Here is a 19,845-nt window from a genome sequence, read left to right on the forward strand (position 1 = left end):
GATGAAGGTATCTGAAAATATTCAACACATCAATGAAAACATCCAACGTGCCTGTGAACGCAGCGGCAGAAGGATGGAAGACGTTCATGTCGTGGCGGTCACGAAATACGTATCCATCGACCGTGCAGAAGAAGCAGTCGAAGCAGGGCTTCTTCACTTAGGGGAAAACCGGGATGAGGGTCTGACCTCCAAGTGGGATGTTTTACGGGACAAGGCCCGGTGGCATTTCATCGGTTCCCTGCAATCAAGGAAGGTCAAAAACATCATTGATAAAGTATCATACATACACTCCCTGGATCGTCTGTCATTGGCCAAAGAAATTCACAAAAGAGCGGATAAGCCTGTGTCTTGCTTCGTTCAAGTGAATGTTTCCGGAGAAGAATCCAAACATGGTATTTCTCCTGATGAAGTGAAAGAATTTGTCGGCAGTTTAAAAGACTTATCCAATATTAAAGTCGTAGGATTGATGACAATGGCTCCACATACGGATGATGAACCTTTCTTAAGGTCTTGTTTCAGGCAGCTGAAGACCATTCAGGAAGAAATCCGTTCACTTAATCTTCCATATGCCCCATGTACAGAATTATCCATGGGAATGAGCAACGATTATGTGATTGCAATTGAAGAGGGTGCCACATTTATTCGTATTGGAACTGCATTAGTTGGAAATGACTGAGAGGGGATGAATACAAATGGGTATTAAGTCAAAGTTTAAAACGTTCTTTTTGCTGGATGAAGATGAATACGAATATGAAGAAGAAAAGTATGAAGAAGAATACGAGGAGAAAAAGCCCATGAAGTCGCAGCTTTCAAATACAAAACAAAATGTTGTGAGCCTTCAGAGTGTCCAGAAATCTTCCAAGATGATCCTTGTAGAACCAAGAGTATATGCAGAGGCACAGGAAATTGCAGACCATCTAAAGAATCGACGCTCTGTATTGGTAAACCTGCAGCGGATACAGCATGACCAGGCGAAGCGTATTGTCGACTTTCTCAGCGGGACGGTGTATGCAATCGGCGGCGACATTCAACGTGTAGGTGATAATATTTTCCTTTGCACACCTGACAATGTTGAAGTGAGCGGGAATATTTCTGAATTCTTAAAAGAGGAAGATTTAGCAGACTCGAGGTGGTAATGTAAATTATGGTAATGCTTTATGAAATTTTGTCAAAACTAATACAACTATACTCCTGGGCGTTAATCATTTATATTCTAATGTCCTGGTTCCCGAATGCCAGAGAGACGTCGATCGGACAGTTCCTTGCAAGGATCTGTGAACCGTATTTAGAACCGTTCAGACGATTTGTCCCATCGATCGGTATGATTGATATTTCACCGATTGTGGCATTCATTGTGCTGAATCTTGCCCAATCCGGGTTGTACCAATTATTTAGATGGCTTATTTAATCAGGACTATGGTAAGGAAAGATATCTATAAAGGGCTGAAACCGGTCAAACAGTTTCGGTCCTTTTATTTTGGGTAAAACACAGAGGGGGTGATGAGTATGTCTTCGATCTATCAACATTTCAGGCCGGATGAGAAGGAATTTGTAGATGCGGTGCTCCAGTGGAAGCAGACAGTGGAAGATCAATATACAGCGAAACGAACGGACTTTTTGGACCCGAGACAGCAACATATTGTCAGGTCCATCATTGGTCAAAACGATGAAATCATTCTATCCTTTTTTCCTGATAATACGGAACGGAAACGAGCTTTATTGTACCCACCTTATTTTCAGCCAAAGGAAGAAGATTTTGGAATGAGGGTTTTTGAAATACAGTACCCTTCGAAGTTTGTTACAATAGAGCATAGACAGGTATTAGGGACCTTGATGTCTATTGGATTGAAAAGGGATAAGTTCGGGGATATCCTGACAGGGGAGGATACCATTCAGCTGATGCTTGCAGATGAAATTGCGGATTATGTCCTGATGGAACTGACCCAAATAGGGAAAGCCAAGGTTTCGTTAAAGGATATTCCACTGAGTGAACGAATGGAAAGCCGGGAAGAATGGCAGGAGAAAACGACTACCGTCAGTTCAATGAGGCTGGACGTCGTACTTGCAGCCATCTATAATGATTCCCGCCAAAAGGCTCAAACCTTGATCAAAAGCGGACATGTAAAAGTGAATTGGAAAGCAGTTGAAAATCCCTCCTTTGAAGTCGAAGCTTCCGATGTTCTATCTGCCAGAGGGTACGGAAGAAGTAAGGTACTGTCCGTGGAAGGAAGAACAAAACGGGATAAATGGCGAATCTCTGTGGGGATTCTGAAATAATTTAAGAAAAATAGAGGAATTCTCCCACAAACTGTCGAAATTTTAGTTATAATAAATATGTAATTCACCAAGTACTGGAGGTGGCTCCCATGCCTTTAACGCCATTAGACATACATAATAAAGAATTTAGTCGTGGCTTTCGTGGTTATGATGAGGACGAGGTTAACGAATTTTTAGATCAGATTATTAAAGATTACGAAATTCTGATCCGAGAGAAGAAAGAAACGGAAGAACGTTTAAACTCCTTGAATGAACGTTTAGGTCATTTTACAAGCATCGAGGAAACGTTAAACAAGTCAATCGTCATTGCGCAAGAAGCAGGGGAAGAAGTCAAACGGAATGCAATGAAAGAATCAAAGCTGATCATTAAGGAAGCTGAGAAGAATGCCGATCGGATCGTGAATGAATCACTATCCAAAGCCCGTAAGATTGCCATTGAGATAGAAGAACTCAAGAAGCAGTCAAAGGTGTTCCGTACTCGTTTCAAAATGTTGATCGAAGCACAGCTTGATCTTCTTGATACAAATGACTGGGATCAGTTAATGGAATTCGATTTGGATGCAACGGATTTAAAAACTTTAAAAGAAGAAGAGACATTGTCTTGACGAAAAGAGCAATACTTTCATATAATTGAACAACAATCTTAATTGTATTAATAGGCTAAGACAGGGACAGTACGTACTTATCATGAATCCTTTCTAGCGAGTCGGGGACGGTGTAAGCCCGACAAGGAAAGAAGACCGGAAGATCACCCTCGAGCCCTGCTCATGAAATTCCTCTCCGAAGAGTAATGAGTGGCGATTTATTCACGTTACGAATCAACAAGTGAAGGCCAAATTCGGTCTTTATGAGGGTGGTACCGCGGGAAAGGCTTTCTCGTCCCTATTCAGGGATGAGAAAGCTTTTTTTTATTCTTGAAAAAATGAAAGTTCACCCTGCCTGATTAAGAAGTGAAGGATATAGAAAAGATGGCAATTAAGAGAGATATGATTAGGAGGATGATTTCATGGAATACAAAGATACATTATTGATGCCGAAAACGGAATTCCCGATGAGAGGGAACTTACCGAAGCGTGAACCGGATACACAGAAAAAGTGGGAAGAGATGGACATCTATCAAAAGGTACAGGAAAGAACGAGTGATCGTCCTTTATTCGTCCTTCACGATGGACCTCCATATGCCAATGGGAATATCCATATGGGTCACGCATTGAATAAGATCCTGAAAGACTTTATCGTACGCTATAAGTCCATGAGCGGTTACCATGCCCCGTATGTTCCAGGATGGGACACTCACGGTTTGCCGATTGAGCAGGCGTTAACGAATAAAGGCGTAAAGCGTAAAGAAATGACGATTGCCGAGTTCCGTAAATTATGTGAAGAGTATGCTTATGAGCAAGTCGATAATCAACGCAAGCAATTCAAACAATTAGGTGTACGGGGAGATTGGGAAAATCCGTATATCACATTAAAGCCTGAATATGAAGCACAGCAAATCAAAGTTTTCGGTGATATGGCGAAAAAGGGTTATATCTATAAAGGGAAGAAGCCTGTCTACTGGTCACCCTCAAGTGAATCAGCCCTTGCAGAAGCTGAAATCGAGTATCAGGACAAGCGTTCCCCATCCATTTATGTAGGTTTTGCCGTTACAGAAGGTAAGGGTGTCCTTGATGAAGGAACCCAACTCGTCATCTGGACGACCACACCGTGGACGATCCCTGCGAACCTTGGAATTGCCGTACATGCGGACTTGAATTATGTCGTTGTAAATGTGAAGGAAAACAGCTATGTCGTAGCCGAAGATTTGCTCGAAGACGTCGCCGAGAATCTTGAATGGGAAAATCATTCTGTGACCAAAAAGGTCAAGGGTGCAGAACTCGAGCATATCGTGGCAAAACATCCACTGTACGATCGTGACTCCCTTGTTGTCCTTGGTGAGCATGTTACGACTGATTCAGGTACTGGCTGTGTCCATACAGCTCCAGGGCACGGGGAGGATGACTTCCTTGTAGGGAAAAAATATGGACTGGATGTGTTATGTCCCGTCGATGATAAAGGGGTCATGACTTCAGAAGCTCCTGGGTTTGAAGGTTTATTCTATGATAAGGCCAATAAACCAATCACAGAAAAGCTTCAGGAAGCGGGGGCATTATTGAAGTTAAACTTCATCACCCACTCTTACCCACATGACTGGCGCACGAAAAAGCCGGTTATTTATCGGGCGACGGCACAGTGGTTTGCATCCATCGATAAATTCCGTAAAGAATTACTCCAGGCGGTAAAGGATACGAAATGGGTTCCCGCATGGGGAGAAACCCGTCTATTCAATATGGTCAGAGACCGTGGAGACTGGTGTATTTCCCGTCAGCGTGCATGGGGAGTGCCAATCCCGGTATTCTATGCTGAGAATGGTCAGGAAATCATCACAGATGAGACAATCGATCATGTGTCCAAACTTTTCCGTGATCACGGATCAAATATTTGGTTTGAGAAAGAGGCAAAAGAACTCTTACCTGAAGGATTTACACATGAAGGCAGTCCCAATGGGAAATTCACGAAAGAACAGGACATCATGGACGTGTGGTTCGATTCAGGATCTTCCCATCAGGCCGTTCTTGAGGAAAGAGATGACTTGCAGCGTCCTGCAGACCTTTATCTCGAAGGATCCGACCAATATCGTGGTTGGTTCAACTCTTCATTGACAACAGGCGTAGCCGTGACGGGTAAAGCCCCTTACAAAGGCGTGTTAAGTCACGGATTCGCTCTTGATGGCGATGGAAGAAAGATGAGTAAATCATTAGGGAACGTCGTTGTCCCTGAAAAGGTAATGAAACAACTTGGAGCCGATATCCTTCGTCTTTGGGTAGCGTCTGTTGATTATCAGGCAGATGTTCGAGTATCTGACCCTATCTTGAAGCAGGTGGCTGAAGTCTACCGTAAGATCCGTAACACCTATCGTTTCTTGTTGGGGAACCTTTCTGACTTTAATCCTGAAACAGATGCAGTATCCTTTGATGGATTAAGAGAAGTGGATCAATTTATGCTCGTGAAGCTGAATGATCTTGTGAAGAATGTGAAAAATTCGTACGATAAATATGAATTTGCAAGCATTTATCATGCAGTCAATAATTTCTGTACACTGGATTTGAGTTCATTCTACCTGGATTTTGCAAAGGATGTTCTGTATATCGAGTCAGAAAATCACTATGAGCGCAGAGCGATTCAGACGGTATTGTATGAAAGCCTGGTAGCACTTACGAAACTGATGTCCCCGATCCTTTCCCATACAGCAGATGAGGTTTGGGCATACATCCCGGGGGCAGAGGGCGAAAGTGTCCAACTGACCGATATGCCTGAAGTACAACAACTCGCAAATGCGGATGAATTGAAGGAAAAATGGAACACATTCTTAGAATTAAGAGATGATGTTTTAAAAGCACTTGAGGAAGCACGCAATCAGAAGGTGATCGGTAAGTCATTGACGGCTAAAGTGACCCTATACGTCAATGATGAAACGAAAGGATTACTTGATTCCATCAAAGAAGACTTAAAACAGCTGTTCATTGTATCAGCCTTTGAAATCGGCGGAAAGGTGAACGAGGCTCCGGAGCATGCGTTAAGCCTTGGTGAAAACAACATTGTCGTTGAAAAAGCTGAAGGTGAAACATGTGACCGCTGTTGGATCGTAACACCAACAGTAGGAGAGGATAAAGATCATCCAACACTTTGCACACGCTGTGCATCCGTTGTGAAAGAAAGCTATTCTCATTTGGCATAATCAAGTAGGAGGTGACCTGTCATGTGACAGGTCCCTTTTTTTGTCTTTATACCTCAGCATTTCAAATTCCATAATTGCTATATCTTGCAAGACAACATTCAGGGTCATTTCCCCCATACTATAAGTGGAGGGATCAAGATGACATATGACCGATACACATCCATTGTAGAAGAGCTTAAACAATCCTTGAAAGAGCTTGAAGCAAGTCAATCTCAACACCCTTTAATCCAGCAATATATAAACGACGAGATCACTGAAGTGAAACAGGCACTGAGTCGTGTCCGGGATAATCAATACGGTTACTGTGAATTGAGCGGGCAGGAAATCCCATTTGATTACATGTTGATGAACCCAACCTGTACGACGATTGAAGCTGCATACGAATGGAGAAGGTTTGGGAAGATTTCATCCTATTCGTAAATTTCTCCCGCGTTTCCATCGTTCTTCTCCAGTTTAAGTGTCTTTATTTCCCCTTTTATGCTAAAATGCAAAGGTAATCATTTAAAGATGTTCGGAGGTTGCCTTTGTGTATTATTATTTAATGGCTTTGGTTGTAATTGGACTGGATCAATTAACAAAATGGTTGGTTGTAAGAAGAATGACCGAGGGAGAAAGCATTTCGATCATAGATAATGTCTTTTATCTTACTTCTCATCGGAATCAAGGTGCAGCATGGGGAATACTCCAAGGACAAATGTGGTTTTTTTACATTATTACATTAATAGTGATTGTAGGTATCGTGTATTATATGCAAGTCCATGCAAAAGGACATTCATTGTTTAGTCTGAGTCTTGCTTTCATGCTAGGCGGTGCAATTGGAAACTTTCTTGACCGTGTCTTCAGAAAAGAAGTGGTCGATTTCTTAAATACATACATCTTTTCCTATGATTTCCCGATTTTTAATATTGCCGATGCAGCATTAACCATTGGAGTAGCACTGTTACTGATTTATATGTATTTAGACGAACGAAAAGCAAAGAAGGAGAACAAAAATGGAAGTAATTCAGCACAACATACTTGAGGAAAACCAGGGAGAACGAATCGACAAGGTCGTTAGCCAGTTGAATAAGGATTGGTCCCGTTCCCAGGTTCAACAATGGATAAAAGAAGGTCATATTAAAGTAAATGAAGAAGCGGTCAAACCTAACTTCAAGTGTCCGTTGAATGCAGTCATCACTGTATCGATTCCGGAACCGGAAGAATTGGATGTAGAGCCGGAAGATCTTAACCTTGATATCGCCTATGAAGACGGGGATGTCATCGTCGTAAATAAGCCGAAAGGGATGGTCGTCCACCCTGCACCGGGTCATTATTCCGGAACTATGGTGAATGGATTGATGCATCACTGTAAGGACCTGTCAGGAATCAATGGCGTGCTGCGACCAGGTATTGTACACCGTATTGATAAGGATACATCTGGATTGCTGATGGTGGCGAAAAATGACATGGCTCACGAGCATTTGGTGAATCAGCTTGTGGACAAGTCCGTTACCAGAAAATATACAGCCATCGTACATGGCCTGATCCCCCACGAATACGGGACGATCGATGCCCCGATCGGCAGGGATCCTAAAGACCGCCAAAGTATGGCTGTCGTGGATAATGGCAAACAAGCGGTTACGCATTTCAAAGTGTTGGACCGATATAAAGATTTCACCCTCGTTGAATGTGAACTGGAGACAGGCAGAACCCATCAAATCCGTGTGCATATGAAATACATCGGTTTCCCGCTGGCGGGTGATCCGAAATATGGACCGCGAAAGACGTTGAGCATTGAAGGACAGGCCCTTCATGCAGGTGTGCTTGGGTTTGTCCATCCCAGAACGGAAGAATATATGGAGTTCCATGCGGAGTTACCCGAAGAATTCACGAAATTGGTTAAGCACCTTGAAAATAACCGTTGACAAATTTCGACCTTGCCTTTATGATAGTGTTAATTGAATAAGTAACCTTTAATACGGTCCCGTGAGGCTGAGAAGGAGCAGTGTACGACCAAAAATTTTTTGGCGTGCAATCAGATCATAACGATAAGTGTGCCCTCTCATCTCTACGGTGAGAGGGATTTTTTATTGAAATAAAAGAAAATGAGGTGGCGAAAATGACAAAGAAAGCAACAGTACTGGATCAACCCGCCATTCGAAGGGCGCTCACACGGATCGCCCATGAAATCATCGAACGAAACAAAGGAATTGAAGATTGCATTTTAGTCGGCATCAAAACAAGGGGCATTTATATTGCCAATCGATTAGCCGAGCGGATTCATGCGATTGAAGGAGAAGAAATTCCGGTCGGAGAAATCGACATCACCCTATACCGTGATGATTTAACGACGAAAACAGAGGATCATGAACCAGAAGTGAAGGGTTCTGACCTTCCGGTTGATATTACAAACAAGAAAGTCATTTTGGTGGATGATGTCCTATTCACTGGAAGAACGGTCCGGGCAGGGCTCGATGCCTTAATGGATCTCGGAAGGCCAAGTCAGATTCAACTGGCTGTGCTGGTTGACCGTGGACATAGGGAATTACCGATACGGGCGGATTTCGTCGGGAAGAATATTCCGACATCAAGCTCTGAGAAGATCATGGTCGCATTATCAGAAGTCGATCAGGAAGACATCGTTGCCATACACGAAAAAGAATAATGGAAGTCCTTTTAAGAGTGGTCCAGTGAGGCTGACAAAGGATGGGAATGAAGGTAGAATCAGGCCTTCTTATACCCTCTTTGTGCCCTCTTTAGGATAAAGAGGGTTTTTTAATGGGTAAAAATGGGTATTGGAGGAGGAAATAAACATGAATCAAAATCAACAAGTCGTGTTAGACGTAGAAGAAGTACCTAATATAGGAAAATGGATTACACTTAGCATACAACATCTATTTGCCATGTTCGGGGCAACGGTGCTGGTCCCGTTCCTGGTTGGATTAAGCCCTGGGGTTGCTTTGATCTCAAGCGGACTCGGAACACTTGCCTATCTCCTGATCACGAAGGGGAGGATCCCTGCTTACCTTGGATCGTCATTCGCTTTCATCGCACCGATCCTCGCTGCCAAGAGCCTGGGAGGACCGGAAGCTGCCATGATGGGAAGCTTCCTTGCAGGGATTGTATATGGAATCGTCGCGCTGCTAATATCAAAGCTTGGATTGAAATGGCTGATCAGGATCCTCCCTCCGGTTGTGGTAGGGCCCGTCATCATGGTGATCGGATTGGGGCTTGCCGGAACGGCCGTCAATATGGCCATGTATGAAAATCCCGGAGCAGAACAATTGGTTTACAGTAACACGCACTTCATGGTGGCTCTTGCCACATTGGGAATCACGGTCATCTGTTCGATTTACTTCAAAGGATTTCTCGGGATGGTCCCGATTCTTGCAGGTATCATCGGAGGATATGTCATCGCGGTTTTCGCAGGGCTGGTGGATTTTCAACAGGTAATCGATGCTCCATTCTTCCAGATGCCGGACTTCTTTGTACCGTTTGTGGACTACACGCCGAGCTTCTCATGGGAAATCGTATCGATCATGGTGCCTGTTGCACTTGTGACCCTGGCAGAACATACAGGGGACCAGATGGTATTAAGTAAGGTCGTAGGACGAAATTTCATTGAAAAGCCGGGTCTTCACCGCTCCATCCTTGGGGACGGGGTAGCGACTGTGATCGCCTCCATCCTGGGCGGACCGCCAAATACAACGTACGGTGAAAACATCGGGGTGCTTGCCATTACACGGGTGTTCAGCGTATTCGTCATCGGCGGCGCTGCGGTACTTGCCATCATGTTCGGATTTGTCGGCAAGATAACGGCCTTGATCGGTTCGATCCCATCAGCGGTCATGGGTGGGGTATCCATCCTGCTGTTCGGTATCATCGCTTCAAGTGGACTCCGTATGTTGATCGATAACAAAGTAGACTTAGGGAACAAGCGTAATTTAGTCATCTCGAGTGTCATCCTTGTCATCGGAGTCGGAGGAGCATTCGTAAAGATCAACGAGCAGGTTTCCCTATCGGGGATGGCCCTTGCAGCAATCGTTGGGGTGTTCCTGAATCTTGTCCTGCCAGGCAGGGAAGAAAGTGAAGGAAGTACCAACTTATTCGAGGAAGAGAAAGCTAAACAAGATGTTGCATAAATAGAAACACCTTTTAACATGGTCCAGAGAGTCTAGGAAGGGTGAATTTGAACAAGACATGCGGGATTATTCCGCACTGTCACTGTAAGTATGTTCAAAAACACCCTGTCGGTAAGATGACAGGGTGTTTTTTTGGAAGAGAAGAGAGGAAAGGGTTGTCTCATGATGAAGAACTTGTTGACGATGAATGACTTATCAAAAGAAGAAATCATTCACATACTGAATCAGGCGGAACGTTTTCAAAAGGGGGAAACCTGGGAGTCAGGGACCGGAAAATACGCGGCCAATCTTTTCTTCGAAGCAAGCACACGTACGAAATGCAGCTTTGAGATGGCGGAAAGGAAACTTGGTCTTGAAGTCATTCCTTTCGAAGCGCAAACATCAAGCATCCAAAAAGGTGAAAGCCTGTATGATACGGTGAAAACATTAGAGAGCATAGGAGTCGATACGGTCGTCATCCGTCATTCACTTGAACGCTACTTTGATCAACTGGCCCCTCTTAACATAAGTGTGATCAATGGCGGGGATGGGTGTGGAAATCATCCGACTCAATGTCTGTTAGATCTGTTGACCATCCATCAGGAATTTGGCCGATTCGAGGGAATCAAGGTATCCATAATCGGAGATATCGCCCATAGCAGGGTAGCCAGGTCGAATGCGGAAGCACTGACAAAACTCGGGGCAGAGGTCTATTTCTCAGGCCCAAAAGAATGGTTCAAAGCAACAGATCGAAAGCGCTATTTGCCTATAGATGAATGCATAACCGATTCTGATGTCATCATGCTTCTCCGTATCCAGCATGAACGTCACGCGATTACTTCGACCCTGACGAAAGAGGAATACCATGAAAGCTTTGGACTGACGGAATCCAGGAAAGACAGGATGAAACCATCCGCTATCATCCTTCATCCTGCACCTGTCAACCGCGGTGTGGAAATAGCCGACTCATTGGTCGAATGTGAGCAATCAAGGATCTTCAAGCAGATGGAAAATGGAGTATACGTGAGAATGGCCGTTTTAAAAAGAGCACTTGAAATCAACTGACTAGGGGGAATCTGAAATGAATTGGTTAATCCGGAATGCACGAATTGTAACAAAGAATGGTGATCTTGAGACTGTGGATGTAAAGGTGGAGGATAAGAAGATCATCGAGATCGGTTCAGGGCTGAAAGGGAAAGATCATGAGGAGTTTCAAGCAGAAGGGTCAGTGATTTCACCAGGCTTTGTCGACCTGCATGTCCACCTGAGAGAACCGGGCGGAGAACATAAGGAAACCATCGAAACGGGAACGAAATCAGCAGCTAAGGGTGGTTTCACCACCATCGCGGCAATGCCCAATACCCGACCTGTACCCGACTCAGTGGAAACTCTTCAGTCCCTGAATCAGAAGATCTCTGAAACAGCGAGTGTTCGGGTGTTACCGTATGCTGCCATCACGGAAAGACAAATCGGGAATACGCTTAATGACTTACCATCATTAAAAGAAAACGGGGCATTTGCATTCACAGACGACGGGGTAGGGGTACAATCAGCCGACATGATGTATCAAGCCATGAAGATGGCAGCCGGAATCAATGCCTCCATCGTCGCCCATTGTGAAGAGAACACCTTGATTTACGGAGGAGCGGTCCATGATGGGACATTCTCCAGAGAACATAATCTGCCAGGCATTCCTTCCATCTGTGAAGCTGTACATATATCCAGGGATGTGCTATTAGCTGAAGCAGCCGGTGTACACTACCACGTCTGCCATATATCAACAAAAGAATCTGTCCGGGTGGTCAGGGATGCGAAGAGGGCCGGTATCAACGTGACGGCTGAGGTGACACCTCATCATCTTCTGCTCTGTGAAGACGATATCCCGGGGCTTGACCCAAATTTCAAAATGAATCCTCCTCTCAGAAGTAAAGAGGATCGACAGGCTCTTATAGAGGGTCTTCTGGACGGAACGATCGATTTCATCGCCACCGACCATGCGCCCCATACGGAAGCCGAAAAGTCGGAAGGGATGCAGCTCGCTCCGTTCGGAATCGTCGGGTTGGAAACCGCCTTTCCGCTGCTTTATACAAACTTTGTGGAAAAAGGGATCTTCTCTCTGAAGCAGCTTATTGACTGGATGACCGTCAAACCAAGTGAAGCATTTAATCTTCCGTTTGGACTACTTGAAGTAGGAGGAGAAGCAGACTTTACGCTCATCGATTTGCATGAAAAAAAGGAAATCAATCCGGCTGAATTTATGTCCAAAGGGAAAAACACGCCATTCAAAGGATGGGAATGCAAAGGATGGCCGAAAGCAACTTTTTATCAAGGATCTCTTGTATGGAATGAAGGAGGAAACGAACAATGAAAAGACAACTCATTTTAGACGATGGAACGGTTTTCGTGGGAGAAGAATTCGGAGCAAATGAAGAAAGTATAGGTGAAGTGGTATTCAATACGAGCATGACCGGCTACCAGGAAATCCTTTCAGATCCATCCTACTGCGGCCAACTTGTCACCTTGACGTATCCCCTTGTAGGGAACTACGGCATCAACCGGGACGATTTTGAATCGATCACCCCGGCCATCAAAGCGTTCATTGTGAGAGAAGTGGCGGACTTCCCTTCTAACTGGAGAAATGAATCAACATTGGATGAATTATTAAAAATAAAAGGAATTCCCGGAATATCAGGGATCGATACGAGAAAGTTAACCAGGATCATCAGGAAGCATGGAGCCATGAAAGGCATCATTTGTTCAGCTGAACTGGATTCAGGGGCAATGCTTGATAAGCTCCATGGGACAGATTTACGAACAGATCAGGTCAAACAGGTTTCCACGAAGACGGCCTATGCAAGCCCTGGAAGAGGTTACCGTGTAGTGTTGATGGATTTCGGGATGAAGCACGGGATTCTAAGGGAATTGAACAAGCGGGATTGTGATGTGATTGTGGTTCCTTATGATACTTCAGCGGAAGAAATCAGACGCCTGCAGCCTGACGGGATCATGTTATCGAATGGTCCGGGGGATCCGAAAGATGTACCCCAAGCGATTGAAACGATCAAGGAATTGCTTGGTGAAATTCCACTCTTCGGTATTTGCCTCGGACATCAATTATTTGCCCTGGCGTGTGGAGGGGACTCTTTCAAAATGAAATTTGGACATCGTGGCGGCAACCATCCGGTCAAAGATTTAAAATCCGGAAAGGTCGCACTGACTTCACAGAACCACGGCTATGCAGTCGATGAAAAATCTTTAGCCGGGTCGAGATTACAGGTCACTCACCTGGCCATAAATGATGGAACGGTAGAAGGATTGAAACATTTGGACTTTCCGGCCTTTACGGTGCAGTATCACCCTGAAGCTTCTCCGGGACCCGAGGATTCCAACTACTTATTCGATGATTTCCTACAATTGATGAAAGAAGAGAAAAGAAAGGAGCTTCAACATGCCTAAACGTACAGACATTAAAAGCATCTTGGTTATCGGAAGCGGACCTATCATCATTGGACAAGCGGCGGAGTTTGACTACGCAGGAACACAAGCCTGCATCGCATTGAAAGAGGAAGGTTACAGGGTCATCCTCGTAAACTCCAATCCTGCCACGATCATGACAGACGCTGAAATGGCAGATAAAGTATACATCGAACCTTTGACACTTGAATTCGTCAGCAGGATCATCCGTAAAGAACGTCCTGATGCGCTGCTGCCTACATTAGGTGGCCAAACGGGATTAAACATGGCTGTTGAACTTGCCCAGTCCGGGGTCTTGGAAGAATGCGGAGTTGAAATCCTCGGGACGAAGCTTTCAGCCATCGAGAAAGCGGAAGACCGTGATTTGTTCAGGAACTTGATGAATGAAATGGGAGAACCGGTTCCGGACAGTGAAATCATCCATTCCCTGGATGAAGCCTATCAATTTGTGAATGAAATTGGATATCCGGTCATTGTCCGTCCTGCCTACACCTTGGGTGGAACCGGAGGGGGAATCTGTCACAACGAAGACGAATTGGTCGAGATTGTAAGTTCGGGACTGAAATACAGCCCTGTCACACAATGCCTTCTGGAAAAAAGCATTGCAGGCTTCAAAGAGGTAGAATACGAGGTTATGCGGGATGCAGCCGATAACGCAATCGTGGTATGTAATATGGAGAATATAGATCCGGTGGGGATCCATACGGGAGACTCCATCGTGGTAGCACCAAGTCAAACATTAAGCGACCGTGAATATCAAATGCTCCGGAATACAAGTCTGAATATCATCCGCGAGCTGGGAATCGAAGGAGGCTGTAATGTCCAGCTGGCCCTCGACCCTGACAGTTTCCAGTATTACATCATAGAAGTCAATCCCAGGGTGAGCCGTTCATCTGCACTGGCATCCAAAGCGACCGGCTATCCGATTGCAAAACTTGCAGCAAAGATCGCCGTCGGCCTGACATTGGATGAAATGATGAATCCTGTGACGGGTAAAACGTATGCATCATTCGAACCCGCACTGGATTATGTTGTGACGAAGATCCCAAGATGGCCATTTGATAAATTTGAAGCGGCCAAACGAAACCTTGGTACTCAGATGAAAGCAACCGGAGAAGTGATGGCAATCGGCCGGACCTTCGAAGAATCACTACTGAAAGCGATCCGCTCCCTTGAAAGCAATACGTATCATATGGAATTGAGTGACGCGGATCAATTTACGGACGAATGGATTGAGAAAAGGATCAGAAAAGCAGGGGATGAGCGCCTCTTCTATATCGGCGAAGCGCTGAGAAGAGGAGTGACAATCGAGACCATCCATGAATGGAGCAAAATCGACCTCTTCTTCTTATATAAGATGAATAGAATCATAGAGTTTGAAAAAGAACTGGCGTTGAACCCCTTCAACCCTGAGCTTGCACAAAAAGCGAAGCGCATGGGCTTCTCGGATATCACCATGGCACGTTTATGGGAAAGCTCTGAAGCTGATGTCTATACGTGGAGAAAAGAGCAGGACCTTATCCCGGTATATAAAATGGTAGATACCTGTGCAGCAGAGTTCGAATCTGAAACTCCCTACTTCTACGGCACTTATGAAGATGAGAATGAATCAAGGGTAACAGAACGTGAGAGTGTCATCGTCCTCGGTTCGGGACCGATCAGGATCGGACAGGGAGTGGAGTTTGATTATGCGACCGTTCACTCTGTTTGGGCCATTAAGGAAGCGGGTTATGAGGCCATCATCGTGAATAACAATCCCGAAACGGTCTCGACCGACTTCAGTATCTCGGACAAATTATATTTCGAGCCACTGACGGTGGAAGATGTCATGCACATCATCGACCTGGAAAAGCCAAAGGGAGTCGTCGTCCAGTTTGGTGGACAAACGGCCATCAATCTGGCAGATGAGCTGGTGAGAAGAGGCGTCAAGATTCTGGGTACTTCACTTGAGGATCTCGATCGCGCAGAGAATCGCGATAAATTCGAGCATACTCTGAATGAGCTTGGCATTCCTCAACCCGAAGGTAAAACGGCAGTTTCCGTAGAAGGGGCACTTGAAATAGCAAAAAGCATCGGTTACCCGGTATTGGTAAGACCTTCGTACGTACTCGGAGGACGGGCAATGGAGATTGTTTACAGGGAAGAAGAGCTTCTTCAATACATGAAAAATGCAGTAAAGGTCAATCCACAGCACCCGGTATTGATCGACCGTTATCTGATCGGCAAGGAAATCGAGGTGGATGCCATCTCAGACGGATCAGACGTAGTCATCCCGGGGATTATGGAGCATATCGAACGTGCGGGAGTTCATTCAGGGGATTCCATCGCCGTGTATCCTCCTCAGCAACTCACACAGGAGCAGAAACAAACCATTATCGATTATACGACGAGACTGGCAAAAGGGTTGAACATTATTGGATTACTGAACATCCAGTATGTTATTTCAAAAGGCGAAGTATACGTCCTGGAAGTGAATCCCCGTTCCAGCCGGACAGTGCCATTCATCAGTAAAATCACAAATGTCCCAATGGCGAATATTGCAACCAAGTCCATCCTTGGTATATCCCTGAAAGATCAAGGATATGAATCAGGACTGGTTCCTGAAAAACAGGGTGTGTACGTCAAAGTCCCGGTCTTCTCCTTTGCCAAACTTAGACGGGTGGACATAACTCTCGGACCTGAGATGAAATCTACTGGGGAAGTAATGGGAAAAGATCAGACATTGGAAAAGGCACTTTACAAGGGGATGGTCGCTGCAGGGATGCAAATGAAGGAATACGGTTCCGTACTCATGACCGTGGCAGATAAAGACAAGGATGAAGCAGTCCTCCTGGCACAACGGTTTATCGATATCGGCTATCAAATCCTCGCAACGAAGGGTACGGCAGAGCATCTGGCCAAGGCAGGTATCACGGTCCGTGAAGTGGATAAGATCGGATCCAGCGGTCCTACATTATTGGATATCATCCAAAGCGGTGAAACCCAGCTTGTCATCAATACATTGACAAAAGGAAAACAGCCTGCCCGGGATGGATTCAGAATTCGAAGGGAATCGGTCGAAAACGGCATTCCATGTCTTACGTCACTGGATACTGCTGAAGCCATCCTGAGAGTGATTGAATCTATGACTTTCTCAGCAGAGGCACTTGACTCACTACCGAAAGTGAAAGAGGCGGTTTATCAATGATCGTTAACGAAAACATGATTGTGCTTTCTCATGAACGGATAGCTGAAAACATTTATGAACTCGTTCTTCAAGGGAGCCTGGTGGATGAAATAAAGGCCCCGGGACAGTTCGTTCATGTGAAAGTCGGGACGGGAATAGACCCATTACTGAGAAGGCCGATTTCCATCGCCTCCCACGATCCTGAACAACATACCATGACCCTGATCTACCGGGCTGAAGGGAAGGGGACACGACTCCTTTCCCTGGTGGATCGTAGTGATAGGGTCGACGTGTTAGGACCTTTGGGTAATGGTTTCTCCGTGGAAGGCCAACGTAAGACCGCACTGTTAATAGGTGGAGGGATTGGCGTTCCTCCCCTCTACGGTCTTTCCAGGAAGCTTGTAGAAAGCGGTTGGGAAGTGAAGCACATTCTTGGTTTTCAAAATGAATCAGTCAGCTTTTATGAAGATAAGTTCGGGGAACTTGGGCTCACATATGTTGCCACTGTCGACGGCTCCCTTGGTAGTGTTGGATTTGTAACAGATGTCATCTCTGAAGAGAAGCCGGACTTTGATGTGTTTTATTCCTGTGGACCGACACCCATGCTGAAAGCTCTTGAAAGGCAATTGGAGGGCAAACGCGGTTTTATCTCATTAGAAGAGCGGATGGGATGCGGAATCGGGGCTTGTTTCGCCTGCGTATGTCATAAACAGGATGATCCTGAAGGGTCGAGTTACGTAAAGGTTTGCAGTGACGGACCGGTATTTCCAGTAGGGGCGGTGCTTTTATGAAATCATTACAAATCGAATTGCCAGGCTTGTCTTTAAAGAACCCGGTCATGCCGGCATCAGGCTGCTTTGGTTTCGGTCGTGAATATAGTCAGTTTTATGATTTGAGCGAGCTTGGAGCGATCATGATCAAAGCGACGACGGAAGAGGCCCGCTTTGGAAATCCTACACCAAGGGTTGCTGAAACAAACGGGGGTATGCTGAATGCAATCGGGTTACAAAACCCCGGACTCAAAGGTGTGATGGAAAACGAACTTCCATGGCTTTCACAATTTGATGTACCGATCATTGCAAACGTGGCAGGTTCCCAAGTGGAAGATTATGTGGAAGTGGCAAGGGTCATTTCTTCTGCTGAAAATGTAAAGGCACTTGAACTCAATATCTCCTGTCCCAATGTCAAAACGGGAGGAATCGCTTTTGGGACCATCCCTGAAGTGGCTAAGGAGTTGACTGAGAAGGTTAAAGAAGTCTCACAGGTCCCGCTGTATGTGAAATTATCTCCGAATGTCTCCAATATCGTCGACATGGCCAAGGCTGTAGAGGCAGGTGGGGCGGACGGCCTGACCATGATCAATACACTCCTTGGGATGAGACTGGATATGAAGACGGGCAAGCCGGTTCTTGCGAACAAGACCGGCGGATTATCCGGCCCAGCCATCAAACCGGTTGCCATCAGGATGATCTATGAAGTGAGCCAGCAGGTGGATCTCCCGATTATCGGGATGGGGGGAATACAATCAGCTGAAGATGTGATTGAATACTTTTATGCAGGAGCCAGTGCCATTGCAGTCGGGACGGCGAATTTCGTTGACCCATTCGTATGTCAGCGGATCATCAATGAATTACCGCCTCTACTTGAGGAGCTCGGAGTCGAACATATATCCGAATTAACCGGAAGGAGCTGGGGGAAACATGAATCGAGCACCGTTCATAGCACTTGATTTCCCTACATGGGAGATGACTTCAACCTTCCTGGATCAATTTTCAGAAAGTCTGAATGTGAAAGTCGGAATGGAGTTGTACCTTCAAAATGGTCCGGCGATCCTTGAGAAGATATTGAATAAAAATCATCGGATTTTCCTGGACCTAAAGCTTCATGATATCCCTCATACAGTATACGGAGCCATGAAAGGACTTGCAGGATTCGATTTGGAGCTAGTCAACGTCCATGCTGCAGGCGGCAGCATGATGATGGAAAAGGCGCTGGAGGGTCTCCATGCCGGAACCCCTGCCAATCATAAGCGCCCAAATCTGATCGCCGTCACACAACTGACCTCGACAACGGAAGAACAGATGCAAGAAGAACAGCTTATCCACACTACCATCAATGAGTCCGTCCTGCATTATGCCACTCTTGCAAAGCATGCGGGACTTGATGGAGTGGTATGTTCACCCCACGAATCGGGTCTGATAAAAGAACATTGCGGGAATGATTTTTTACGGGTCACTCCCGGGATCAGGTTAGCAGAAGATCACATAGGAGATCAAAAAAGAGTCACTACACCGCAAATGGCTAAAGAAATGGGTTCTTCCTACATCGTCGTTGGAAGAAGCATTACAGGTGCTGCGAATCCGGTCCTTGCTTATGAACGGATCGTACATGAATGGGAGGGCAAAGAATGAAACATGAAATCGCAAAGAAATTACTCGACATCGAAGCCGTATTTTTAAACCCGACGGAGCCATTTACTTGGTCATCCGGCATAAAGTCACCGATTTATTGTGATAATCGACTGACACTTTCGTATCCTTCAGTGCGGGACAGCATTTCAACAGGACTGTCCGAGTTGATCCGAAAGCACTTTCCGGAGGCGGAAGTCATCGCAGGAACAGCGACGGCGGGAATTCCACATGCCGCGTGGGTGAGCGAGAAATTAAATCTTCCCATGTGTTATGTCCGGTCAAAGCCTAAAGCCCATGGAAAAGGAAAGCAGATTGAAGGGATCGCGGCACCGGGACAAAAGGTTGTCGTCGTTGAAGATCTGATCTCCACGGGAGGCAGCTGTATAACTGCGGTTGACGCCTTAAGAGAAGCGGGATGTGACGTATTAGGGGTGGTTGCGATCTTCACATATGAATTGGAAAAAGGGAAAAGAATGCTTGAAGAACAAAACATTACATCCTATGCCCTCTCTGATTATTCAAGCTTACTTGAGGTAGCGGTCCAAAATGAGATCATCCGTGAAAGTGAATGGGAACAATTGAAGCTTTGGAGAAAAGACCCTGAGACATGGGGGATGTAAAGGGGAAAGCAACTCGTTT

At 45.5% G+C, this 19,845-nt stretch carries 19 protein-coding genes and 1 other annotated feature; all 19 genes read left to right on the forward strand.

The window, feature by feature from the left end; translation table 11 throughout:
• Position 1 precedes the first annotated feature (1 nt).
• Positions 2 to 676: a YggS family pyridoxal phosphate-dependent enzyme gene (locus M1J35_RS11845; protein ID WP_034755823.1), complete on the forward strand. Its 675-nt coding sequence runs from the start codon at positions 2 to 4 to the stop codon at positions 674 to 676.
• 16 nt (positions 677 to 692) lie between these two features.
• Positions 693 to 1,136 (forward strand): cell division protein SepF, encoded by a 444-nt coding sequence (locus M1J35_RS11850; RefSeq protein ID WP_034755821.1) that lies wholly within the window; start codon positions 693 to 695, stop codon positions 1,134 to 1,136.
• A gap of 8 nt (positions 1,137 to 1,144) precedes the next feature.
• A complete protein-coding gene (locus M1J35_RS11855; protein WP_034755819.1) occupies positions 1,145 to 1,408 on the forward strand; it encodes a YggT family protein in 264 nt (87 codons plus the stop codon).
• Positions 1,409 to 1,506: 98 nt separating this feature from the next.
• Positions 1,507 to 2,277 carry a YlmH family RNA-binding protein gene (locus M1J35_RS11860; RefSeq protein ID WP_159361846.1) on the forward strand — a complete coding sequence of 257 codons (771 nt, stop codon included), beginning with the start codon at positions 1,507 to 1,509 and terminating at the stop codon, positions 2,275 to 2,277.
• 89 nt (positions 2,278 to 2,366) lie between these two features.
• Positions 2,367 to 2,882 (forward strand): DivIVA domain-containing protein, encoded by a 516-nt coding sequence (locus M1J35_RS11865; protein WP_034755815.1) that lies wholly within the window; start codon positions 2,367 to 2,369, stop codon positions 2,880 to 2,882.
• 48 nt (positions 2,883 to 2,930) lie between these two features.
• Positions 2,931 to 3,164: a binding site (T-box leader), on the forward strand.
• A 119-nt stretch (positions 3,165 to 3,283) separates the two neighbouring features.
• Positions 3,284 to 6,055: an isoleucine--tRNA ligase gene (gene ileS, locus M1J35_RS11870; protein ID WP_224520305.1), complete on the forward strand. Its 2,772-nt coding sequence runs from the start codon at positions 3,284 to 3,286 to the stop codon at positions 6,053 to 6,055.
• Between the two features lie 138 nt (positions 6,056 to 6,193).
• Positions 6,194 to 6,475, forward strand: a complete 282-nt coding sequence (locus M1J35_RS11875) for a hypothetical protein (RefSeq protein ID WP_254651300.1) — start codon at positions 6,194 to 6,196, stop codon at positions 6,473 to 6,475.
• 106 nt (positions 6,476 to 6,581) lie between these two features.
• Positions 6,582 to 7,076, forward strand: a complete 495-nt coding sequence (gene lspA / locus M1J35_RS11880) for a signal peptidase II (RefSeq protein ID WP_224520303.1) — start codon at positions 6,582 to 6,584, stop codon at positions 7,074 to 7,076.
• Entirely contained in the window at positions 7,048 to 7,959 is a 912-nt protein-coding gene (locus M1J35_RS11885) for an RluA family pseudouridine synthase (protein WP_034755805.1), read from the forward strand. Before lspA ends, M1J35_RS11885 begins: the two co-directional genes overlap by 29 nt.
• 194 nt (positions 7,960 to 8,153) lie before the next feature.
• Positions 8,154 to 8,699, forward strand: a complete 546-nt coding sequence (gene pyrR / locus M1J35_RS11890; protein ID WP_034755802.1) for a bifunctional pyr operon transcriptional regulator/uracil phosphoribosyltransferase PyrR — start codon at positions 8,154 to 8,156, stop codon at positions 8,697 to 8,699.
• Between the two features lie 148 nt (positions 8,700 to 8,847).
• Positions 8,848 to 10,176 carry a solute carrier family 23 protein gene (locus M1J35_RS11895; protein ID WP_254651301.1) on the forward strand — a complete coding sequence of 443 codons (1,329 nt, stop codon included), beginning with the start codon at positions 8,848 to 8,850 and terminating at the stop codon, positions 10,174 to 10,176.
• Positions 10,177 to 10,341: 165 nt separating this feature from the next.
• Complete coding sequence (locus M1J35_RS11900; RefSeq protein WP_254653745.1) at positions 10,342 to 11,220, forward strand: aspartate carbamoyltransferase catalytic subunit; 879 nt, start codon at positions 10,342 to 10,344, stop codon at positions 11,218 to 11,220.
• A gap of 16 nt (positions 11,221 to 11,236) precedes the next feature.
• Positions 11,237 to 12,523 carry a dihydroorotase gene (locus tag M1J35_RS11905; RefSeq protein ID WP_254651302.1) on the forward strand — a complete coding sequence of 429 codons (1,287 nt, stop codon included), beginning with the start codon at positions 11,237 to 11,239 and terminating at the stop codon, positions 12,521 to 12,523.
• Positions 12,520 to 13,611, forward strand: a complete 1,092-nt coding sequence (locus M1J35_RS11910) for a carbamoyl phosphate synthase small subunit (protein ID WP_254651303.1) — start codon at positions 12,520 to 12,522, stop codon at positions 13,609 to 13,611. Before M1J35_RS11905 ends, M1J35_RS11910 begins: the two co-directional genes overlap by 4 nt.
• Positions 13,604 to 16,816: a carbamoyl-phosphate synthase large subunit gene (gene carB / locus M1J35_RS11915; RefSeq protein WP_159361850.1), complete on the forward strand. Its 3,213-nt coding sequence runs from the start codon at positions 13,604 to 13,606 to the stop codon at positions 16,814 to 16,816. The genes M1J35_RS11910 and carB overlap by 8 nt, the downstream gene beginning before the upstream one ends.
• Complete coding sequence (locus M1J35_RS11920; protein ID WP_254651304.1) at positions 16,813 to 17,586, forward strand: dihydroorotate dehydrogenase electron transfer subunit; 774 nt, start codon at positions 16,813 to 16,815, stop codon at positions 17,584 to 17,586. The genes carB and M1J35_RS11920 overlap by 4 nt, the downstream gene beginning before the upstream one ends.
• Positions 17,583 to 18,524, forward strand: a complete 942-nt coding sequence (locus tag M1J35_RS11925; RefSeq protein ID WP_224520299.1) for a dihydroorotate dehydrogenase — start codon at positions 17,583 to 17,585, stop codon at positions 18,522 to 18,524. Before M1J35_RS11920 ends, M1J35_RS11925 begins: the two co-directional genes overlap by 4 nt.
• Complete coding sequence (gene pyrF, locus M1J35_RS11930; protein WP_159363243.1) at positions 18,496 to 19,206, forward strand: orotidine-5'-phosphate decarboxylase; 711 nt, start codon at positions 18,496 to 18,498, stop codon at positions 19,204 to 19,206. Before M1J35_RS11925 ends, pyrF begins: the two co-directional genes overlap by 29 nt.
• The gene (gene pyrE, locus M1J35_RS11935) at positions 19,203 to 19,826 is read left to right on the forward strand and encodes an orotate phosphoribosyltransferase (RefSeq protein ID WP_061809819.1); all 624 of its coding nucleotides are present in this window, start codon (positions 19,203 to 19,205) and stop codon (positions 19,824 to 19,826) included. Before pyrF ends, pyrE begins: the two co-directional genes overlap by 4 nt.
• Positions 19,827 to 19,845: the final 19 nt, after the last annotated feature.

Source organism: Rossellomorea sp. KS-H15a (genome assembly GCF_024195245.1).
GTDB lineage: Bacteria > Bacillota > Bacilli > Bacillales > Bacillaceae_B > Rossellomorea > Rossellomorea vietnamensis.

Excerpts from the sequence above, each read along its gene's own strand:
- M1J35_RS11900 (WP_254653745.1), top strand. The coding sequence starts at position 10,342 with ATGAAGAACTTGTTGACGATGAATGACTTATCAAAAGAAGAAATCATT.
- M1J35_RS11865 (WP_034755815.1), top strand. The coding sequence starts at position 2,367 with ATGCCTTTAACGCCATTAGACATACATAATAAAGAATTTAGTCGTGGC.
- M1J35_RS11845 (WP_034755823.1), top strand. The coding sequence starts at position 2 with ATGAAGGTATCTGAAAATATTCAACACATCAATGAAAACATCCAACGT.
- M1J35_RS11850 (WP_034755821.1), top strand. The coding sequence starts at position 693 with ATGGGTATTAAGTCAAAGTTTAAAACGTTCTTTTTGCTGGATGAAGAT.
- M1J35_RS11905 (WP_254651302.1), top strand. The coding sequence starts at position 11,237 with ATGAATTGGTTAATCCGGAATGCACGAATTGTAACAAAGAATGGTGAT.
- M1J35_RS11875 (WP_254651300.1), top strand. The coding sequence starts at position 6,194 with ATGACATATGACCGATACACATCCATTGTAGAAGAGCTTAAACAATCC.
- M1J35_RS11860 (WP_159361846.1), top strand. The coding sequence starts at position 1,507 with ATGTCTTCGATCTATCAACATTTCAGGCCGGATGAGAAGGAATTTGTA.
- pyrE (WP_061809819.1), top strand. The coding sequence starts at position 19,203 with ATGAAACATGAAATCGCAAAGAAATTACTCGACATCGAAGCCGTATTT.
- pyrR (WP_034755802.1), top strand. The coding sequence starts at position 8,154 with ATGACAAAGAAAGCAACAGTACTGGATCAACCCGCCATTCGAAGGGCG.
- M1J35_RS11910 (WP_254651303.1), top strand. The coding sequence starts at position 12,520 with ATGAAAAGACAACTCATTTTAGACGATGGAACGGTTTTCGTGGGAGAA.
- M1J35_RS11920 (WP_254651304.1), top strand. The coding sequence starts at position 16,813 with ATGATCGTTAACGAAAACATGATTGTGCTTTCTCATGAACGGATAGCT.
- M1J35_RS11895 (WP_254651301.1), top strand. The coding sequence starts at position 8,848 with ATGAATCAAAATCAACAAGTCGTGTTAGACGTAGAAGAAGTACCTAAT.
- M1J35_RS11855 (WP_034755819.1), top strand. The coding sequence starts at position 1,145 with ATGGTAATGCTTTATGAAATTTTGTCAAAACTAATACAACTATACTCC.
- M1J35_RS11925 (WP_224520299.1), top strand. The coding sequence starts at position 17,583 with ATGAAATCATTACAAATCGAATTGCCAGGCTTGTCTTTAAAGAACCCG.
- pyrF (WP_159363243.1), top strand. The coding sequence starts at position 18,496 with ATGAATCGAGCACCGTTCATAGCACTTGATTTCCCTACATGGGAGATG.
- M1J35_RS11885 (WP_034755805.1), top strand. The coding sequence starts at position 7,048 with ATGGAAGTAATTCAGCACAACATACTTGAGGAAAACCAGGGAGAACGA.
- carB (WP_159361850.1), top strand. The coding sequence starts at position 13,604 with ATGCCTAAACGTACAGACATTAAAAGCATCTTGGTTATCGGAAGCGGA.
- ileS (WP_224520305.1), top strand. The coding sequence starts at position 3,284 with ATGGAATACAAAGATACATTATTGATGCCGAAAACGGAATTCCCGATG.